The organism is Pseudomonas sp. S3E17 (assembly GCF_024168685.1).
In the GTDB taxonomy this organism is placed as follows: Bacteria; Pseudomonadota; Gammaproteobacteria; order Pseudomonadales; family Pseudomonadaceae; genus Aquipseudomonas; species Aquipseudomonas marginalis.
This window is the reverse complement of record NZ_JALJWE010000001.1, coordinates 1,633,741-1,652,479: the sequence shown is the minus strand read 5'-3', so window position 1 is coordinate 1,652,479 and position 18,739 is coordinate 1,633,741. Positions and strand designations below refer to the sequence as shown.

12 protein-coding genes are annotated in these 18,739 nt (G+C 60.9%); 5 read left to right on the top strand and 7 right to left on the bottom strand.

Annotated elements, in window-relative coordinates; translation table 11 throughout:
* Positions 1-2: 2 nt before the first annotated feature.
* Positions 3-1,409, top strand: a complete 1,407-nt coding sequence (locus J3D60_RS06990) for a hypothetical protein (protein WP_253490592.1) — start codon at positions 3-5, stop codon at positions 1,407-1,409.
* Between the two features lie 120 nt (positions 1,410-1,529).
* The gene (locus J3D60_RS06985) at positions 1,530-2,570 is read left to right on the top strand and encodes a DUF2269 family protein (protein WP_253490591.1); all 1,041 of its coding nucleotides are present in this window, start codon (positions 1,530-1,532) and stop codon (positions 2,568-2,570) included.
* Positions 2,571-2,603: 33 nt separating this feature from the next.
* Here J3D60_RS06985 and J3D60_RS06980 read toward each other — a convergent pair whose 3' ends face one another.
* The 3 genes from J3D60_RS06980 to J3D60_RS06970 form a co-directional block, all read right to left on the bottom strand.
* Positions 2,604-3,095 (bottom strand): DUF1289 domain-containing protein, encoded by a 492-nt coding sequence (locus tag J3D60_RS06980; protein ID WP_065942129.1) that lies wholly within the window; start codon positions 3,093-3,095, stop codon positions 2,604-2,606.
* 53 nt (positions 3,096-3,148) lie between these two features.
* Entirely contained in the window at positions 3,149-4,399 is a 1,251-nt protein-coding gene (locus J3D60_RS06975) for a ribonucleotide-diphosphate reductase subunit beta (RefSeq protein WP_253490590.1), read from the bottom strand.
* A gap of 234 nt (positions 4,400-4,633) precedes the next feature.
* Complete coding sequence (locus J3D60_RS06970) at positions 4,634-6,046, bottom strand: PLP-dependent aminotransferase family protein (protein WP_253490589.1); 1,413 nt, start codon at positions 6,044-6,046, stop codon at positions 4,634-4,636.
* A gap of 124 nt (positions 6,047-6,170) precedes the next feature.
* Here J3D60_RS06970 and J3D60_RS06965 point away from each other — a divergent pair, with 124 nt between their 5' ends.
* The 3 genes from J3D60_RS06965 (at position 6,171) to J3D60_RS06955 (ending at position 9,223) form a co-directional block, all read left to right on the top strand.
* Entirely contained in the window at positions 6,171-6,803 is a 633-nt protein-coding gene (locus tag J3D60_RS06965; RefSeq protein ID WP_253490587.1) for a LysE family translocator, read from the top strand.
* An 85-nt stretch (positions 6,804-6,888) separates the two neighbouring features.
* Positions 6,889-7,947 (top strand): diguanylate cyclase, encoded by a 1,059-nt coding sequence (locus J3D60_RS06960; protein WP_253490585.1) that lies wholly within the window; start codon positions 6,889-6,891, stop codon positions 7,945-7,947.
* Positions 7,948-7,993: 46 nt separating this feature from the next.
* A complete protein-coding gene (locus tag J3D60_RS06955) occupies positions 7,994-9,223 on the top strand; it encodes a M20/M25/M40 family metallo-hydrolase (RefSeq protein WP_253490583.1) in 1,230 nt (409 codons plus the stop codon).
* A gap of 126 nt (positions 9,224-9,349) precedes the next feature.
* Here J3D60_RS06955 and J3D60_RS06950 read toward each other — a convergent pair whose 3' ends face one another.
* The 4 genes from J3D60_RS06950 to J3D60_RS06935 all read right to left on the bottom strand — a co-directional run bounded on the left by J3D60_RS06950 (position 9,350) and on the right by J3D60_RS06935 (position 18,691).
* Positions 9,350-9,670, bottom strand: a complete 321-nt coding sequence (locus J3D60_RS06950) for a contact-dependent growth inhibition system immunity protein (RefSeq protein WP_098479656.1) — start codon at positions 9,668-9,670, stop codon at positions 9,350-9,352.
* Positions 9,667-14,388 (bottom strand): RHS repeat-associated core domain-containing protein, encoded by a 4,722-nt coding sequence (locus tag J3D60_RS06945; protein ID WP_253490581.1) that lies wholly within the window; start codon positions 14,386-14,388, stop codon positions 9,667-9,669. The genes J3D60_RS06950 and J3D60_RS06945 overlap by 4 nt, the downstream gene beginning before the upstream one ends.
* A gap of 110 nt (positions 14,389-14,498) precedes the next feature.
* Positions 14,499-17,582, bottom strand: a complete 3,084-nt coding sequence (locus J3D60_RS06940; protein ID WP_253490579.1) for an efflux RND transporter permease subunit — start codon at positions 17,580-17,582, stop codon at positions 14,499-14,501.
* A gap of 2 nt (positions 17,583-17,584) precedes the next feature.
* A complete protein-coding gene (locus J3D60_RS06935) occupies positions 17,585-18,691 on the bottom strand; it encodes an efflux RND transporter periplasmic adaptor subunit (RefSeq protein WP_253490577.1) in 1,107 nt (368 codons plus the stop codon).
* Positions 18,692-18,739: the final 48 nt, after the last annotated feature.

The following is an 18,739-nucleotide window of genomic DNA, read 5'->3' as shown; positions in this document are numbered from 1 at the left end:
GGATGCGTACGCGACTCAGCGGTGTACTCCTCTCCCTGGCCCTGGCCGCTCCCGTCATGGCCGAGCCCCGTTCGTTCTCGGTCAATGACCCCAGCGGTCAATACCTGGTCGAGGTGTTGTTCCCGGAGGTGCCGCAGGACTTGCAGCACCTGGCGCCGGCGCTCATCACCCTGCGCGACAAACGCTCCCTCGAAATCCTTCAGCAATTGCAGACCCCGGATGCCCAGGTGCCGCTGGACCAGCAAGGCAGAACCGTGGACTGGCGCCTGATGGGGGAGAACGGCGTGGTGTACTTCGCCGATTTCAACCAGGACGGCCGCCAGGACCTGGCGATCCGCAATGGCACCGGGGCGGATAAGGACTTCCAGTCCAGTTACGACGTGTATCTGCAAGACCCGCACAAGCCCCACTGGGTGCTGAATGGCCCCTTGACCGAGCTCGCCAAGGAGACCTCCGGCGGGATGTTTTCGATCAATCCCAAGGACGGCATTATCCATTCGCAGACCGACCGGGGTTGCTGCTGGACCCGCGCCAGCCGCTATCAGATGCGCGACGGCAAACTGGTGCGACTCAGCGCGTACACCCAGGCGGAAGTGCCGGCGACGGACGATGACGCCAACAACAGCATGCCCAGCGGCTACATGCTGCGCACCACCGGTGAGTGGAAGGACGGCCAGTGGCTGGAAACGCCCAGGCTGGAAGGGCCGGTCAACGAAGACCCCGAGTTCCTGGCCGGCACCCTCAACGGCAAGATCCCGGTGCAGCTCTGGTACCAGCAACAGGGCGCGGTGCTGATCGGTGAGTTGCGCTACACCAAAAGCGGTAGCGGCAAGCCGATCAAACTGGTGGGGGATCAGGGGGAATACGGCGATCAGTCGTTTATCTACCTGCACGAATATGCCGATGACGGCCGTCAAACCGGCATCTGGCGCATCACGCGGGAAACCGTCGAACCTTATGCCTACGCGGGCACCTGGATCAGTGGCGCCAGCGGCGACCAGCCCGAACTGCAGATTCAACTGCATAGGCAGGACCGGGAGCCTGAGTACGACAAACTCGGCGACGTGGCCCGCGACCAGCGCGATGGCCATTACCAGATGCGCGACGACTTCCTCGACCGCGACGGTGACCTGGACCTGAAAATCCTTCCCGAACGCGATGCCCAGGGCCGGGAAGTGGCGGAACTCAGCGTGACGCTCAAAGACACCGGCACCGACAAGATCATCATCACTACGCACCAACGCGTGCCGATGGAAACCGCAAACCTGATCATCGTGCGCGCACCCCAGGCGCCCCCTCGGGCCGGGCCGTATCATATCCAACTGGTGAAGGGTTTTGCCGTGATCGAGCACAACTCGGCGCCGGACAGCCAGGACTATCTGACCGGGTTTTATCGTAAGCAGCCCTGAGGCTTGGGAGCAATGCTGCCTGAGTGTCGATCCTGGCTCAGGCGGTTAGATACATCGGGTATCTTCAACCGCCGGCCGCTTCAGGCTCGGCGCACAATTGATTGATCAAGGAAGCAGGCAATGGCACTCAGGGTGATGGTGATCGGCGGCTACGGCAACTTCGGCAGCATCATTTGCCGGCACTTGGCGGGCGCGCCGGGCATTGAGCTGGTGGTCTCGGGCCGCCACCCACACAAGTTGCGGGGCAAAGTCTATGCGTTGAAAACATCCTCCGGCCGCGAGTGCGAAAGCTGGTGCGGCGACGCCATGGCGGTCGGGTTCGCTGGCGTCTTGCAGTCGATGGACATCCAGTTGGTGATCCACACCGGCGGCCCGTTCCAGGGGCAGTCCTATGCCGTCGCCCAGCACTGCATCGACGCGGGCGTGAACTACTGCGACCTGGCGGATTGCCGGACCTTCGTCAATGGCATCGGCGTGCTGGACGCGAAAGCCCGGCAGGCGGGCGTGGCCGTCCTCAGCGGTTGCAGCTCTGTGCCGACGTTGTCGTCCGCCCTCATCGATCAGTACCGCGATCGCTTCATGCGCATCGACGCCATCGAGCATGGCATTTCCTCGTCGGCCAAGATGCCGGGGCTGTCGACCATCGAAGGCGTGCTTGCCTATGCGGGCAAACCGATCAAGCAACTCAAGCAGGGCCAGGTGCACGACGTGCTGGGCTGGCAGGACCTGACGCTGCGCAGGATGCTGATCGCCGCCAGCCGTACCGGCAATCCGCAGGTGATCGCCCATGTGGCGCGCATGGTCGTACGGTTCGACACCTGGATCACCACGCCGGCGGGCGTCATCCAGATCATCACGGGCTTGCTGCTGATCCGGCTGGCCGGGCTGCCGGTGACCACTGAATGGGTACTGACCGCGTTGATCATCTTCCTCTGCGTGGGCTCGCTGTGGTTGCCGGTGCTGGTGCTGCAGAAGCGCTTGCATCGGATGGCCTCTCGGGCGGTCCAGACCGAGACGGCACTGGATGATGGATACCGTGGTGTTTATCGGCAATGGTTCTGGCTGGGCGTTTTCGGGTTCCTGGGGATGTTTGTGATCGTGATGATCATGGTGACGAAGATGACGCCGTGGCAGTTGCTTGGGCTGTTGGTGAGGGCCTGACGCAGCCTCGCCAAGGCTCGACAGCTGCGACGGTCACATACTGCTGGCGATGAGGGGCGGGCCAAACACTTCGCGTATAAATCCCGGGGCGATATACCGCTCGTAATGCGCCTCGGACAGCAGGAAAAACTCCCGGTCAATGGCATCGCGCAAATCCGCCAGGCTGCGCTCGCGAAACTCCGGCAACAACGCCAACCCATACGCGTCCAGCCTGGAAATCACCCGAGCGCCCCGGGCAATCAACTGGTACGCCCAGCAATACGGCGACTGGTGCGGCATAAAGCGAATCTTGCGGTCCTCCAGTTGCTGGCGCAGGCGCTGCGGGTCGGACACCTCCAGCTTGCTGGCCATGACCTGCACCAGCAATTGCTCAAGGCGCAGCCATACCGCCTGCTTTTCCTCGGCGTTGTAGCCATTCCACTGGATCACTTCATGGTGATAACGCTTGCAGCCCCGGCAGACCAGGTCGCCGTAAACGGTGGAGCACAGGCCGACGCAGGGGGTCTTGATGGTTTGATTGGGCATAAAAAACATCGACAAGTGAAACAACACGGCCCCAGAAAGGGGCCGTTTTTTAATCAATCCCAGCTCAGCGCACCGCCGGTCTGATACTCGATCACACGGGTTTCGAAGAAGTTTTTCTCTTTCTTCAAGTCCATGATTTCACTCATCCACGGGAACGGGTTGGTCGTCCCCGGATATTCTTCCTTCAACCCAATCTGCGAAAGGCGACGGTTAGCGATGAACTTCAGATAGTCTTCCATCATCGCAGCGTTCATACCGAGCACCCCACGCGGCATGGTATCCCGCGCATATTCAATCTCCAGCTGCGTCCCTTGCAGGATCATCTGGGTCGCTTCTTCCTTCATCTCGGCATCCCACAGATGCGGGTTTTCGATCTTGATCTGGTTGATCACATCTATACCGAAGTTCAAGTGCATCGACTCATCGCGCAGGATGTACTGGAACTGCTCGGCAACGCCGGTCATTTTATTGCGGCGGCCCATGGACAAAATCTGGGTGAAGCCGCAATAGAAGAAGATGCCTTCCAGCACGCAGTAGTAGGCGACCAGGTTGCGCAGCAGCTCTTTATCAGTCTCGACGGTACCGGTTTCGAACTTCGGATCGGAGATCGAGCGGGTGTATTTCAGGCCCCAGGCTGCCTTTTTGGCGACCGATGGGATCTCGTGGTACATGTTGAAGATCTCGCCTTCGTCCATGGCCAACGATTCGATGCAGTACTGGTAGGCGTGGGTGTGGATCGCTTCTTCGAAAGCCTGGCGCAGGATGTACTGGCGGCACTCCGGATTGGTGATCAGGCGGTACACGGCCAGCACCAGGTTGTTGGCGACCAGGGAGTCGGCGGTGGAGAAGAAGCCGAGGTTGCGCATGACGATGCGGCGTTCGTCGTCGGTCAGGCCTTCGGGGTTTTTCCACAGGGCGATGTCGGCGGTCATGTTGACCTCTTGCGGCATCCAGTGGTTAGCGCAGCCGTCGAGGTATTTCTGCCAGGCCCAGTCGTACTTGAAGGGCACGAGTTGGTTGAGGTCGGCGCGGCAGTTGATCATGCGCTTTTCGTCAACGGCGACGCGGGCGGAGGCGCCTTCGAGTTCGGCGAGGCCTTCGGCGACGTCGAGTTTGTCCAGGGCAGCCTTGGCGCGGACGATGGCGGCGGAGTCACTGGCGGTGACGGCGCGGGCTTCGATGGCGGCGGCGGCGCCGGCACCGTCGAGGCGGTCCATGTTGGCTTCGCTGGCGTGGCCGGCGTTGGCGCCCTTGATCACGGCTGCACCGGTGTCCTCGTTGTCGACTTCATCCCAACTCAGCATTGAAATACTCCCTTCTGTTCTGTTTTGACGGCATGTGAACCCGTCCAAAAAAATCTTATTTGCAGGCTGCCAGGCATTGAAATACTGCGCAGAGTGTGGTCGGTCAATACCGATACTGCACACTATGTAGTGGTCTGTTCTGTTTGTGGGCACACTATATGGTGTGTAACAGAATGGGTCAACGCACAAGAATGGATCGAACGTCGCAGGGGGTAGCAGAACCGCCGCGGTCGTTCAGGATCCGCGCACGGCTTCGAGTAACAGCGCTTCAAACACCTGCTGCACCCGTGGCTCATCACTGTGGGCCACGTTGAAACGCATCGAATCGCGATGGGCCGGGTCGTAGCCGAAGAGCGCGCCCGGCGCCAGGACCAGGCTGCGTTTCAACGCTTCCTGGGCCAACCATTCGCCGTTCACACCCGCTGGCAGGCGTGCCCAGATAAACATCCCGCCCTCATAGGCCATCGGCAACTCGCACCCGCAGCGCCGCAGCCATTGCTCCACGCGCCCGCCGGCTTCCATCAGGCGTTGGACCATGCGCTTGCGGTGCTTGGCGTAGCCGCCTTCGCTGAGCATGCGGTAGACGATCTGCTCGAACAGTTCCGAGGTCACGCCGCCACTCATCAGCTTCATATGGGTAAGGTTGGCCGCCAGTTGCGGTGCGGCCACCACATAGCTGACACGGGCGTTGGCGCTGAGGACTTTGGAGAAGCCCGAAAGGTAGGTGACCTGGTCGAGGCCGGCGACAGTGGCCAGGCGCGGCGGTGGGTTGGGGTGCAGGTCGGCGTAGAGGTCATCTTCGATGATATGGCAGTGATACTGCTGGGTCAGTTGCAACAGGCGAAACGCCTGGCTGGGGCTGAAGGAGTGGCCGGTGGGGTTATGCAGCACGCTGGTGGTCAGGTACAGGCTGGGGCGATGTTCGGCCAGCAACTGCTCGAGAACGCTGAAGTCGAAGCCGTCGGGGCGCCGCTCGATGGTCACGATCTTGACCCCGTGCAAGGCCAGGTTGGCGTGAAAGTTGAAATAGCACGGTGCGTCGAGCAGCACCGTGTCGCCGGGCCTGGCGAGCAGGCGCATGAGCATGTCCAGGCCCTGCACGGTGTTGGGGGTGGTGATGATTTGTTCCACCGGCACCGACAAACCATCGGCATGCAGCTTCTGTTGCAGGGCCTGGCGCAAGGGCAGCAGCCCGGCGGGTGTGCCCAGTGCGGCGATGCGTAGCGACGGCGCGCGCACGGTGCTGCGCATGGCCTGGCGGAAGGCTTCGTTGTCCAGCCACGCTTCTGGCAAGTGGCCGCCGCCGGGGCGCAGGTCGCCGTAGACCGAGGCTAGGGGGCGGCGCAATACGCTGAGCAGGTCCTGGGGCAGCAGGTCGACCCAGCTCGCCGAGGCCGGGCGCACCCTGTCAACGGCCACGAAGTAGCCACGGCCCTGGCTGGAGGTGAGCAGGTTGCGCCCGCGCAGGCGGTCCAGGGCTTCGTTGAGGGTGAACTTGCTGACGCCCAGGACCTGGGTCAACTCCCGCACCGACGGCAACTTGCTGCCGGGTGCCCATTCGCCGGTCTCGATGAGCTGGCTGAACGCCTCGACGATCTGCTGCACCTTGGGTGTGCCGTTCACAAACGTGATGGCGGGTATAAACATAAACCTTCCTTGCGTTTACCGTTGATTTTACCGGTGAAGTTCGGCCGGATTAGGCCTGACTTTACCTGCCTTATGCAACGCCGCTTGCCTAAACTGCAGGCCTTCTCACCCTGGGTCCAAGGCCATGACCAGCGCATTGACGCTCTCTTCGTATCTCTACTTCCTGCTGTTTTGCGCCACCATGACCTTCAGCCCCGGCCCCATGACCCTGCTGCTGTTGAGTCTGGGCTTGAAGAGCGGTTTGCGCAGTTCGATCCCGGCGCAACTCGGTGCCAGTGTGTCGTACCTGATTTCCATCCTGATCTTTGCCGTGGGCTTTTCGGCACTGATCAAGGGCAATCTCGCCATCACCCAGGCCATTCAGTTGGTCGGAGTGGCCTACATTCTCTATCTGGCCTACAAGCAGTGGACCGGCAGCGGCGTGTCGATCGGCAAGGCGGCTGCCGTGGAGGGCTCGCGCAGCCTGTTCGGCAAAGGACTGCTGACCGGCTTTTCCAACCCCAAGACCCTCATCATGTTCAGCGCTGTATTCCCACAGTTCGCCGGGGCAGAGGAGCACCGTTCGGCGGTGGATATCGCCATCCTCGGGGCGACCTTCCTGGTGCTGCAATTTGCCAGCGGTTGCCTGTATTGCTACTTCGGCCAGCGCATCAAGCATGTGCTGGAAAACCCCCAGCGCCGTGTGGTGTTGCAGCGGATCACGGCGGTACTGCTGCTGGGTGTGGCATTGATGCTGGCCCGCGGTTTTTCCCACTGAACGTTTTAGCGGGGGAATTAGCAGTGGTGGCTAATTGCTGGCGCCCTGATAGACTCCAGGCATTCATCCAGGATTACAGCCCTCCATGCCAGCCGTTGGAGGAAAAGGACTTCCGCTCGCTACCCGTTTGTATAAATCCCGCACCTTAGGGCTGACGCTCGGTTTTGTGTGCGTGGTGTTTGGCATGTACCCGCTGGATCCGGCCCCGTGGGTGTGGGCCTGGATGGTGATCAACGCCTTTGTCTGGCCGGTCGTGGCCTTTCAGCGCTCGTTGCGTACTACCCATACGCTGCGCAGTGAGCGCCGCAATTTGCTGTTCGATTCGTTTTGCGGCGGTTTCTGGGTTGCGGCCATGCACTTCAACCCGCTTCCCGGTGTGACGACCCTGTCGATGATGACCATGAACAACGTCGCCATCGGCGGTCCGCGCTTCATGCTGGCGGGCTGGGCGGCGCAGGCGCTGGGCATCGGCACGTCGCTGTTGATATTCACCCCGGCCTTTATCGCCACGACCACCCCGGTCCAGCTCTATGCCTGCCTGCCGATTCTGATGGTGTACCCGCTGGCGCTGGGTTGGATCTGTTACCGTCAGGCGGTGACCCTGGCCCGGCATAAACGCGAACTGCTGGCGCTGAGTCGCACCGACAGCCTGACCGGCCTGCTCAACCATGGCGCCTGGAAAGACCACCTGGAGATCGAGTTCCAACGTTGCTGCCGCGAACAGCAAGGGGCCGCGATTGCATTGATCGACATCGACCATTTCAAGCTTATCAACGACACCTATGGCCACGTCACCGGCGACATCGTGCTGCGCCAGCTCGGCAAAGTGCTGCGCCAGAACCTGCGCACTACTGACCTGGCCGGGCGCTATGGCGGCGATGAATTCTGCGTGATCCTGCCGGGCATGCCGCTCAACCGTGCAACCGAAGTGATGGATGCGTTGCGCGATCGCTTCAACGCGTTGGCCTACGCCCAGGACCCTTCATTGCGTGCCAGCTTGAGCATCGGCCTGGCGCCGTATCAACCGGGGCACGTCGACTCAACCCGTTGGCTCAATGAGGCAGACCTGGCGCTGTATGAAGCCAAGAGCAGCGGGCGCAACCGGGTCAGTTCGGTGCAAGGCACTTGGTTGCGGTCGGTCTAGTGGGGTAGGGTGAGGCGGCACCCCAACAAAAAACAAGGATCGGTTCATGCCCTTCACCTTCCCGCGTACTTTCCTGGCCGCCACGTTGGCCTTGTCTTTTGCAGTCCCGGCCTACAGCGCCGAACCCCACAAACAGATCCAGGCCGACGCCGAGCAGTACAAGGCCCCGGCCTTGAAACTGCTGGAACGCCTGGTGAATATCGATTCGGGCTCCGGCTACGGGCCAGGCCTGACCCAGGTGAGTGACATCGCCGTCGATGAACTCAAACAGCTGGGCTTCACCATCGAGCGCGTGCCGGATGCCACCGCCAACAGCAGCCATGTGATCGCCACCCTCAAGGGCAACGGCAAGGCCAAAATCCTGCTGATGGCCCACATGGACACCGTGTTCAAGGAAGGCTCGGCGGCCGAACGGCCGTTTCACATCAAGGATGGCCGCGCCTATGGCCCCGGGGTGATGGATGACAAGGGCGGCATCGTCGCCGGCATCTACGCGCTCAAAGTCCTGAAGAACCAAGGGTTCAAGGACTACGCACAAATTACCTTCCTGCTCGATGCCAGCGAAGAAACCGGTTCCGACATCGCCTCTGAACTGATCCGCAACACCGCCAAGGCCCACGACGTCACGCTGAACCTGGAGCCCGGCCGCCCAGCCGACGGCCTGGTGGTGTGGCGCAAAGGCAGTGCCACCGCCGTGGTCGAAGTCAAAGGCAAAGCCGCCCACGCCGGCGTCGCCCCGGAGCTGGGACGCAACGCCGCCATGGAAGCCGCGCACCAGATTCTGCAACTGGGCAAACTCGGCGATGAAGACAAGAAGACCACCATCAACTTCACCGTGATCAACGCGGGCGACCGCACCAACGTCATCCCCGACCAAGCCACGGCCAAGGCCGACGTGCGTGCGGCATTGCCGGAAGAGTTCGACCGGATCGAGAAGGATTTGGTGCGGGTCTCCGCCAACAAGTTGATCCCGGAAACCGAAGTGACCACCACCCTCAAACGCGGCCTGCCGCCCATGCCGCAGACGCCGGAGTCGGACAAGCTGGTGGCGATTGCCCAGGGGATTTACGGGGAGCTGGGTAAGACGTTGACCATTGAAGGCAGCGGCGGGGCGGCGGATGCCAGTTTGTCCGCCGGGGTGGGGACGCCGACGTTGGATGGGTTTGGGATTGTAGGGGGGAATATTCATACGCCGCAGGAGTATGCGGAGGTGGAGAGCGTGGCGCCGCGGATTTACTTGTTGAGTCGGATGATTATGGAACTGAGTAAACGCTGATCAGGCTGGGAGGCTCACCCATTCAATTTGGCTGAGCCTTCATTCCTTGTGGTGAGCAGGCTTGCCCTGCGTGGACTGCGCAGCAGGCCAAAATATTAATAGCAAAGATCGTTATACGGCTGTTTTTTAAGTTGAATATTGGTTTTTTTGTAGGTGTTCATCAAACTTTCGAACTATGTGATTTAGCCATAACGGGCCTGAGGCCCATTGGTGTGGATAGTAGTAATAACAATGCTGTATATGCAGTAAATTTTCTTGAAGGTCTGGCTCATTGGTATACGAATTTATCAGCTCTAAAATTTCCTGTTTTACTGTCATGATTATTTCTCTAGGCGAGTCCAGTAGAAATGTATCAATGACATCATCGGCCGATGAATGATCTTCCGCCCAATCTTGATTAAAGTAAGCACCAAAAAATTGTTGTAACTCTGTTAATGGTTCATTCATTTTTCTGGGTATCCTGTTAGCAATAGATAGCCATCTGGCATTTTAGGAGCTCGTTTTATGACTAATAGGAACTTATAAACAGGTACGGATTTTGTTGCTCCATTTAGCATGCTTACCCCTACGGGTTGACTTGAGCTGCCTTTAATTAAGAGTTTTTCCTTGTTTCCACTTAAAAATGTAGTTATTTCTTGCTGGTGTGCAGTCAAGCTTTTGGACACTATAGCCTCAGCCTCTTCTAGAGTTTTGAAGGTGGATGAGGCTGGGATGTGCGGTTCTGATTCAAACCTAGCCGCTAACTGTTCGTCTGTTCGACCGACATGTTTTTCAATCAGGTGTCCTCCAGCCTTCTCGTGAGTAGTTAATACTCCAGGAGGTGCTTTTTTTGTTAAATCGTTTTTTGAATCCGGGCAATTTCCAATCTTACAGCTTAACCCTAACGGATCCACCCACCCCGTCGGATTGGGCACGTACTGGTACGCGTTGATCCCACCCGCCAGCTTCACCGGATCTGGCGTCAGGTAACACCCAATATCCGGATTGTAGTAGCGATGGCGGTTGTAGTGCAGCCCGCTTTCCTGATCGAAGTACTGACCCTGAAAACGTAGCGGGTTGTCGATTGTGCCTTTGTCGAGTCGGCTGATCTGGCCGTAGGCGCGGTAGTGCGCGGACCAGACGATTTCGCCGTCGGGATCGGTGAGTTCCTGCGGCGTGCCGAGGTGGTCGAGTTGGTAGTGATACGGCTTCGTTTCTTCTGGGCCGAAACCTTCCAACAGGGCCAGTGGACGAAAGCTGTCGGGTTCATAGAGATAGCTGCGATGGCTATCCGCATGGTGCTCGGCAATCAGCCTGTCGCCTTGCCAGAAAAACTCCGTGGTTAGGCCGTCCACGGTTTTGCTGATGCGCCGCCCAAACGGGTCGTAGCGATAGCTGGCGGTTTGGCCGTTGGGTTGGGTAATGCCGATCAGCCGATGCTGGCAGTCGTAGCGGTATTCGGTGACGAGTTGATGGCCTTTGCCGCGCCGCTCGCGGATGAGGTTGCCGAAGGCGTCATAGTCGTAGTGGCGGTCGCCCTGGATCATCAGGCGGTTGCCGGCGACGATATCGGGGCCGGGGCGGTCTTGCATCAGCAGGGTGCCGGCCGGGGTGTGGCCGAAGCGTTCCTGCAGGTCTTGGGAGTGGTCGGCGCGGGTGAGGCGGCCTAGTGGGTCGTAGTGGTAGTGGTGTTCGCCTTTGCGGGTGTCCAGCAGGCGGGTGAGGTTGCCGGTTTTGTCGTAGTCGTATTGACGTTGGTAGAGATGGTCTTGTTGCTGGGTGATCGCGTGGGCGTGCAGGCGGTGCTGGTCGTCGTAGTGGTAGTGGCTGAGGAGTTGGCCTTGTTGGCGTTGGTGTTCCTGGCCGGCTTTGAATAGATGAGACGTCAGCAGCGTGCCATTTAACTCGACGGTGGCGAGGTGGCCGCCTTTCGCATGATTAAAAACCAGCCGGTTGTTGTCGGGCAGGCGCAGGTGTTGAAGCTGGCCGCAGGCGTCGTAGCCGTAGCGCAAGGTGCCCCAGCCCTGGTGTTCGGCGGTGAGGCGGTTTTGTTGGTCGTATTCGTAGGCCAGCGCCCAGTGGCCGTCGTCGACGCTGAGGAGGTTGCCCTGCCGGTCGTAGGCATATTCAACAAGACTGCCGTCGGGCAGGGTTTTTCTGACGAGGCGTCCGGCGTGGTCTCGTTCGTAACGGGTAACGAGCTGACTACCATCGTCACCGTGTTCGGTCTTTTCCTGCAGGTTGCCGTTGAGGTCGTAGACGTAGGCCGTACGCTGCCCATCAAAACCGGTTTCCTGCTGGATCAGGCCATTGGGGTGGTAATCAAGTCGGTAGGTCTCGCCGACTTCGTTTTCGATCTCGGTCAGCAATAACCGCACGTTGTCGTAGCGGTAGTTGACCTGAGTGCCATCAGCGTTGATGCGCCGACTGATCAGGTGCAACCCGTCGGCGTATTCGTAGCGGGTGACGTGGCCCAATTCATCGCGTTCGGCGGTGATTTTGCCGTAGGGGTTGTAGCTGTATTCTCGACACGCCCCACCGGGCAGCACCACGCGAACCAACCGGCCCACGCTGTCCCACTGATACTGGGTCAGCGCGCCATGCTCATCCTCGCGCGCCACCTGCCGGCCAAGATCGTCATAGCGATAACGCTTGATCCCGCCATTTGGCAGTTGCTCTTCAAGCAACTGTCCGCGCTCATTCCACACCAGCCGATGGCAACTGTGATCCGGGTACCAAACCCCAACCAGTTGCCCGTATTTGTCATAGCTGTAGTCGGTGACATGACCATCGGGATCGGTCTTGCGGATGACATCGCCCTGGTCATTGCGCTCATATTTCCAGACCGCCAGACCCCGTCTTACAACCCGTACGAACCCGTTGTCATGCTCGTAGGACGTCGGCTCATCATCCCCGGGAAACAACGCCACCAAGCGTCCGGCTTCGTCGTACTGATACGCCGTCACCGCCCCCAGCGGATCCTGCTCAACCGTCAGCCGGCCCTTGTCATCGTAGGATTTGAAGTGCTGCGCACCGTCCGGATCAATCCGCTGCACCAGCCGCGCCCGGTCGTCATGGACATACACCTCCTGGCTACCATCGGCGTTATGCAGCGTGACACGGCCGTCGTCCCCCCAGGCATACCGCGTATCCATCTGCGGAAAACTGGCCCAATGTCGGACACATCGCGCCGCTTTGCCGGACCGTTCCCACGCCCAGAAGAAACTCGCCCCACCGGCCAAGCCCCGCTCAAGAATGACGTGCTGATCGTCGTAGCGATAAACCTCGCTTTCGCCGACGGCATTGGTCGCCGAGACCAGTCGGCCAGCGTCGTCGTAGGCGTAGGAAACGACGTTCTGCTCCGTCACCCATTCGTAAGGCTCACACCCCTTGGCCCGCTGAACCTGATAATCCACCGCCACGATGCGAGCGGACGAGTAACGCAAAAACAGCGCACACCCCGCACCGTTATCCAGCCGCTCAATCCGCCCCAAATAATCCCGAGAAATCCGCAGCCGGTTGTCGTACGCGTCGCTGATCGAGACCAGCACACCGTCGCGAAAGTGATAAAACCGCGACGCCTGGGCCAACACCAGTTCATCCGGCGACGTACCTAAATAGATCGCGGCTTCGGCCAAACTATTGGTGATGGCAGGTCGAGCAACAGTCGGCAGTGGAAACCCAATCGAGCGGTTCTCATGGTCCGTCCACACCACCGAATCGCCCGACACATCAAGCCGATGCGCCAGCGAATGACTCCAGCCAAACCCCAACCCGTCATCCACTTCCACCGCACTGGTGCGATACAGCCGGGTCCACTCGAACGGCAAGATCCCATCCAACGTGCCATCGGTGAGGGTGAGCAATTCCTCCCCGGTAACCATCGACACGGGGCAACCGTTGGTGACCGTCTTATCCGAAGAAGCCGCCGCATCCCCGTTGGGGTTCTTCCCTGAAACTGGAACATCATCGACAGGCTCCTGCCTGACCAACACCGTCTGCTGAGTCTTCCTGCGAGCCGCCGGCACCGGGTTCGAAACCACATGCTCCCCAACCTTCAACGGCGCAACCGGAATGGTCTTGATCGACGTTTCAGGCCCACCCAGCAGAACCGGTTTGGCGAGCTCGACATGCTCATCCATGGGCGATTTTCCGAACTGCCCCGCCATGCGCTCCAACCATCGGCGCGCACGTTGAGACTTGATGCCGCCCAGCACGTTGGTACTTATTCGAACCGCCATCCCCATCCCGGCAGTGGCGAGGCACAGCAACAAGTTGATCAATACGTCGGCGCTGATTTCCCCGAGCAACTCGTTCATATAGGGCGGTGGCAACAGACGCATCCAGCTGACCATTGCCGACAGATGGATGAACAGCAGCGGCTCATCGCTGAGCACCAACAAGCCCTTGGCGAGGGTGGCGGCGCCGAGGCTCAGCAGCTTTTCAAGTTCGTCCGCTGACAGGTAATGCAGCAGTTGTTCGGCATAGGCCAACGGATCGCCAAGCCACTGAAACAACTGCTTGACAGTGTCCCAGAGCGAATAAAGCGCTTCGCCGAAGCCGCGGGCATAGGCTTGATGCAGGGCGAGGTAGCGCTTGGGGAAGCTGGCTTCGGCGTAACCCTTCCACAACGGTTCGAAGGTGGTCTCCCATTCACTGCGCAACCAACCGTCCAGCGGGGCGATAACCGACTGATAAGAGGCATACAGCGCCTTGAAATGGTCTTTGGAGACGTTGGGGTAGAAGCTGACCCGGTACTGCTGGTTGCGATCACACTCGGTGATTTCGAGGATGCCGCTGGGGCCGATGGTCTTGTGGATCGGCTCGCCCAGGGGGCCGCCCTCTGGATCGATGCGCTGCACCATCACGGGCGTATTGCCAATGGGCACGAATCGAGCGCTCTGGAACATATGCACCAGGGTCAACGTGCCGTTTGCCTGGCACGTTGCGGTCGTGCTGCTGGGAAGGATGGCGCGGTTGATCGGCGCGACGAGCGCCACGTCATCCCCGACTTTGAAGACCTGTTCGATATCCAGGGCCGAAAAGCTAAAGAAGCTTTCCGCCCAGGTCTCGTAGGTATTGAGGCAGCGCCCGAAGTCGCTGAGAACGGATTCGATGTCTCGCGTCTTTGAATCCATGGCGGCCAGCACCAGGTAGCCAATGGCTTGGCGGGTCACCTCGATCATGAAACAGCCCCTTCAACCGGGGCTTTAACGAAAACCACCATCTGCAATCCCTCGCACTGTGTATTCAGGCGAGGGACTTTGCAGCGGTTTTCAGGGCAGGGGAGTAGCGCTTATCCGGCGCTTACGTGGGGCGTTTCGACAATTTTTGTCTTCTCCCGCCCCAGCACCAGGCTGCACAGCGCCGGCAGAAACAACAGCGTCAACACCGTGCCCACCAGCACCCCGCCAATCAGCACGAAAGCCAGGGACGACCAGAACACCGACAACGTCAGTGGAATAAACGCCAGCGCCGCCGCCAGCGCGGTCAATATCACCGGCCGCGCGCGCCGCACCGTGGCCTCGACAATCGCCGCGTGGATCGCCATGCCATGCTCCTGGTTCTGGCGGATCTGGTCGGTAAAGATCAACGTGTTGCGCATCAGGATCCCGCCGATCCCGATCAAGCCCAGGATCGCGTTGAACCCGAACGGCTGGTTGAACAGCAGCAAGGTCGGCACCGCGCCAATCAAGCCCAGCGGCGCGGTGGCGAAGACCATGAACATCACGCCGAAGGAACGCACCTGGAACATGATCACCGTGAGGGTCAGCAGGATCATGATCGGGAACAGCGCCGCCAGCGCCACGTTGGCCTTGGCGCTTTCTTCCACCGGGCCGCCGATATCGATCCGGTAACCGGCCGGCAGCCGGGCGATCAGCGGTTGCAGGTCTTTGTACACGGCCATTTCCACGTCGGGCGGTTGCACGCCGTCGATGATGTCGGCGCGCACTTCCACGGTGCTCGCGCGGTTGCGGCGCTTGAGGATCGGTTCTTCCATCACCGCCTGGAACTGCCCGACCTGGGCCAGGGGCACCGACGTGCCGGCGCTGTTGGTCAGGGTCATATTGTTGAGGTTACCGAGGTTCTCGCGCTGGTTGCCCTGGGCCCGGGCGACCACGGACACGGTGCGGTTGCCCTCACGCACTTCGGTGATCGGGTTGCCGCTGAGCAAGGCGTTGAGCTGGGATTTGACCTCGTTGGGGGTAAAGCCGAGCAGGCGCAGGCGGTCTTGATCCAGTACCAGGCGATAACCGCTGGTGCGCTCGCCCCAATCGAGAAAGGCGTCCTTGGTCAGCGTGTTGGCGGCGACGACCTTGCGCACGTCCTCGGACACGCCGCGCAGCACCTCCACATTCGGGCCGGACACGCGGAACACCACCGGGAAGGGCACCGGCGGGCCGAACAGCAATTGGGTGACCCGCACCCGCGCCGCCGGAAACTCACCGGCCGCAATTCGCTCACGCATGCGCAGCTTCAAGGCGTCGCGGGCGTGAGAGTCCGGCGTCTGTACGATCAGCTTGGCAAACGCCGGGTCCGGCATTTCGGGGTTCAGCGACAGGAAGAAACGCGGTGCACCACCGCCCACATAGGTGTCGACCATGCTGGTCTGCGGCTCTTGCAGCAGCGCCTTTTCCAGCTGCGCCGCCACCGCCTCGGTGCTCTTGAAGGCACTGCCGGGCGGCATATACACCTCAAGAATCAGCTCGGACCGGTCGGAGTTGGGGAAGAACTGTTTCTTCACCACGGCCATACCCAGTACGCACAGTACAAAGGCGCCGATGACCAACCCGGTCACCAGCCACCGCCTGCGTACGCAGGCTTCGACCAAATCACGCAGCTTCTGGTAATAGCGCCCGGCATAAATCGCGTCGTGGCCACCGGGCACCGGTTTGATCTGCGGCAGCAACTTCACGCCCAGGTACGGCGTGAACACCACCGCCACCAGCCAGGACGAGATCAGCGCAAAGCCGACGATCCAGAAGATATTGCCGGCGTATTCCCCCGCACCGGACCGTGCAAATCCCACCGGCAGAAAGCCGATGATCGTCACCAGCGTACCGGTGAGCATCGGTGCCGCCGTGGAACTCCAGGCGAAGGTGGCCGCATGAATCCGGTCAAAACCTTCCTCCAGTTTCACCACCATCATTTCAATGGCGATGATGGCGTCATCCACCAGCAGGCCCAGGGAAATGATCAGCGCGCCCAGGGTAATGCGGTCGAACTCACGCCCGGTGAGCAGCATGATCACAAACACCACCGACAAGGTCAGCGGCACCGCCGCCGCCACCACCAGGCCGACGCGAAAGCCCAGGGCCAGCAGGCTGATAACCATCACCACCGCGAGGGCGACGAAGAATTTGAGCATGAATTCATTCACCGCCAGGCTGATGTTCTTTGCCTGGTCGGAGACTTTGGCGAAGTTCACGCCCAACGGCAGGTCCGCCTGGATCCGGGCTTCCTCGGCCTTGAGGCTTTTGTCCAGCTCCAGACCGTTCCAGTGCTTTTCCATGATCACGCCTAGCATCAGCGCCGGGTCGCCCTGGTGGCGGATGCGGTAGCTGGGCGGGTCTTCATAACCGCGGCTGACGCTGGCTACATCGGCAATGCGCAGCACGCGACCGTTGACTTCCAGGGGCACGTTTTCGATCAGCGCCAGGCTGTCGAAGGCACCGTCGATACGGATATAGGCGCGCGCGCCTGCGGTTTCGACAAAACCTGACGGGGCCACGGCGTTCTGTGCGGCGAGGGCGGCGAAGATCTGCTCCGGCTTGATCCCCAGGGTCGCCAGGCGCTCATAGGAGAACTCGACAAAAATCCGCTGCGCCTGCTCGCCGAGGATATTGACCTTCTTCACCCCCGGCAGGTTGAGCAGGCCCTGGCGCAATTCCTCGGCCATCTGCACCTGTTGCCGATGGGGCAGGTGCTCGGCCTCCAGGGCGTACAGGGCGAAGTACACATCGGAATATTCATCGTTGAAGAACGGCCCGATCACCCCGTTGGGCAGCCTCGCGGCTTCATCGCTAAGTTTTTTGCGCGTCTGGTAGAACAGCTCCTGGATTTCGCTGGGGCGCGTGGACTCCTTGTAGGTCATGCGCATCGACACAAAGCCCGGCTGGGCGATGGTCTCGACGCGGTCGTAGTAGTCCAGTTCCTGCAGGCGCTTCTCCAGGCGGTCGGCCACCTGCTCCTGCATCTCCTGGGCAGTGGCGCCGGGCCAGGCGGCGGTAATGGTCATGACCTTGACGGTAAACGAGGGGTCTTCGGCGCGCCCCAGTTTGCCGAACGAGAAGATCCCGGCGGCGAGGATCGCAATGATCAAAAACAGCGTGACTGCGCGGTGCTTGACCGCCAGTTCCGAGAGGTTGATGCCGCGCATGCTCATTGGTCCTGTTTGCGGTTGAGGGCCAGCACCTGGGCGGGCAACAGCCGCACCGCATCGCCGCCGTGCAACAGGTGCGCGCCGAGGGCGACGACGACCTGGCCGGGGTTCACGCCGCTGTCGAGCAAGGCGTCTTCCTGGCCGAGGCTGGCGACCTTGACGGCGGCGAAGCTGACCTTGTCATCCGCGCCGATCAACCACACACCGGTGCCTTGCCCTGCATCGTGCAAGGCGCCGATCGGTACGCGGGTTTGTTGCGCCTGGCGATTGCCTTGCAGGCGCACGGTGATGGTCGAGCCGAGGGCGAAGCGCTCGACGTTACCGTGCAGCACATAACGGGCGCGGTAGGTGCGGGTGGTGGGATCGGCGCTGGCCGACAGTTCGCGCAAGGTCGCCGTCACCGCCTGGTCCGGGGCGCCGAAGGGGAAGGCCAGGGCTTTTTGCGCGGCCTGGTCGCGCTGGTTTTCCGGCAGGTTGACGATGGCTTCGCGGGCGCCGTCATGGGCCAGGCGCGCGACGACTTGCCCTTCGGCGACCACTTGGCCGCGGTCCACCCGCACGTCGGTGATGATGCCGTCGCCATCGGCCTTGAGCACCGAATAAGTGCGGCGGTTCTCGATCTGACTGGCGTCGGATTGCGCCGCGGCCAACTCGGCTTCGGCCACGCGCAGGTTGGTGGCCGACTGGTCGAAGATCTGCCGGGACACCGCACCAGTACTGGCCAGGCGCTGGTAGCGGTTTTCATCGTCACGGCGCTGACGCAGCTGGGCCTGGGCGGCGTTGACGCGGTTTTTCGCCGAGCGCAGGGCCAGCTCGAAGTCGCCGATGTCCAGCACCAGCAGGGTGTCGCCACGGGAAACGTGCTGGCCGGGGTCGACCTTGCGTTCGATGACCTTGCCGCCGACCCGGAAGCCCAGGTCGCTTTCCGTACGCGCAGCCACCACGCCGGTATAGGCGCCTTGCTGAGTGCCGGCGGCCTCGACCTTGGCGGCGAGTACCGGACGCGGTTGCGGCGCTTGGGCGGCGGTGTCGGCCTGGCTGTTGCAGCCGCTGAGGACGATCAACAGGGCCAGGGGCGTGAGAAGGCGCGGGGGGAGAGGGATCATGTCGGGCTCCGGGGATTACCATTGGGCAAAAAATTATGGACATAATTT

Excerpts from the sequence above, each read along its gene's own strand:
- J3D60_RS06950 (WP_098479656.1), bottom strand. The coding sequence starts at position 9,670 with ATGAATGAACCATTAACAGAGTTACAACAATTTTTTGGTGCTTACTTT.
- J3D60_RS06975 (WP_253490590.1), bottom strand. The coding sequence starts at position 4,399 with ATGCTGAGTTGGGATGAAGTCGACAACGAGGACACCGGTGCAGCCGTG.
- J3D60_RS06985 (WP_253490591.1), top strand. The coding sequence starts at position 1,530 with ATGGCACTCAGGGTGATGGTGATCGGCGGCTACGGCAACTTCGGCAGC.
- J3D60_RS06965 (WP_253490587.1), top strand. The coding sequence starts at position 6,171 with ATGACCAGCGCATTGACGCTCTCTTCGTATCTCTACTTCCTGCTGTTT.
- J3D60_RS06980 (WP_065942129.1), bottom strand. The coding sequence starts at position 3,095 with ATGCCCAATCAAACCATCAAGACCCCCTGCGTCGGCCTGTGCTCCACC.
- J3D60_RS06960 (WP_253490585.1), top strand. The coding sequence starts at position 6,889 with ATGCCAGCCGTTGGAGGAAAAGGACTTCCGCTCGCTACCCGTTTGTAT.
- J3D60_RS06970 (WP_253490589.1), bottom strand. The coding sequence starts at position 6,046 with ATGTTTATACCCGCCATCACGTTTGTGAACGGCACACCCAAGGTGCAG.
- J3D60_RS06955 (WP_253490583.1), top strand. The coding sequence starts at position 7,994 with ATGCCCTTCACCTTCCCGCGTACTTTCCTGGCCGCCACGTTGGCCTTG.
- J3D60_RS06990 (WP_253490592.1), top strand. The coding sequence starts at position 3 with ATGCGTACGCGACTCAGCGGTGTACTCCTCTCCCTGGCCCTGGCCGCT.
- J3D60_RS06945 (WP_253490581.1), bottom strand. The coding sequence starts at position 14,388 with ATGATCGAGGTGACCCGCCAAGCCATTGGCTACCTGGTGCTGGCCGCC.
- J3D60_RS06940 (WP_253490579.1), bottom strand. The coding sequence starts at position 17,582 with ATGCGCGGCATCAACCTCTCGGAACTGGCGGTCAAGCACCGCGCAGTC.
- J3D60_RS06935 (WP_253490577.1), bottom strand. The coding sequence starts at position 18,691 with ATGATCCCTCTCCCCCCGCGCCTTCTCACGCCCCTGGCCCTGTTGATC.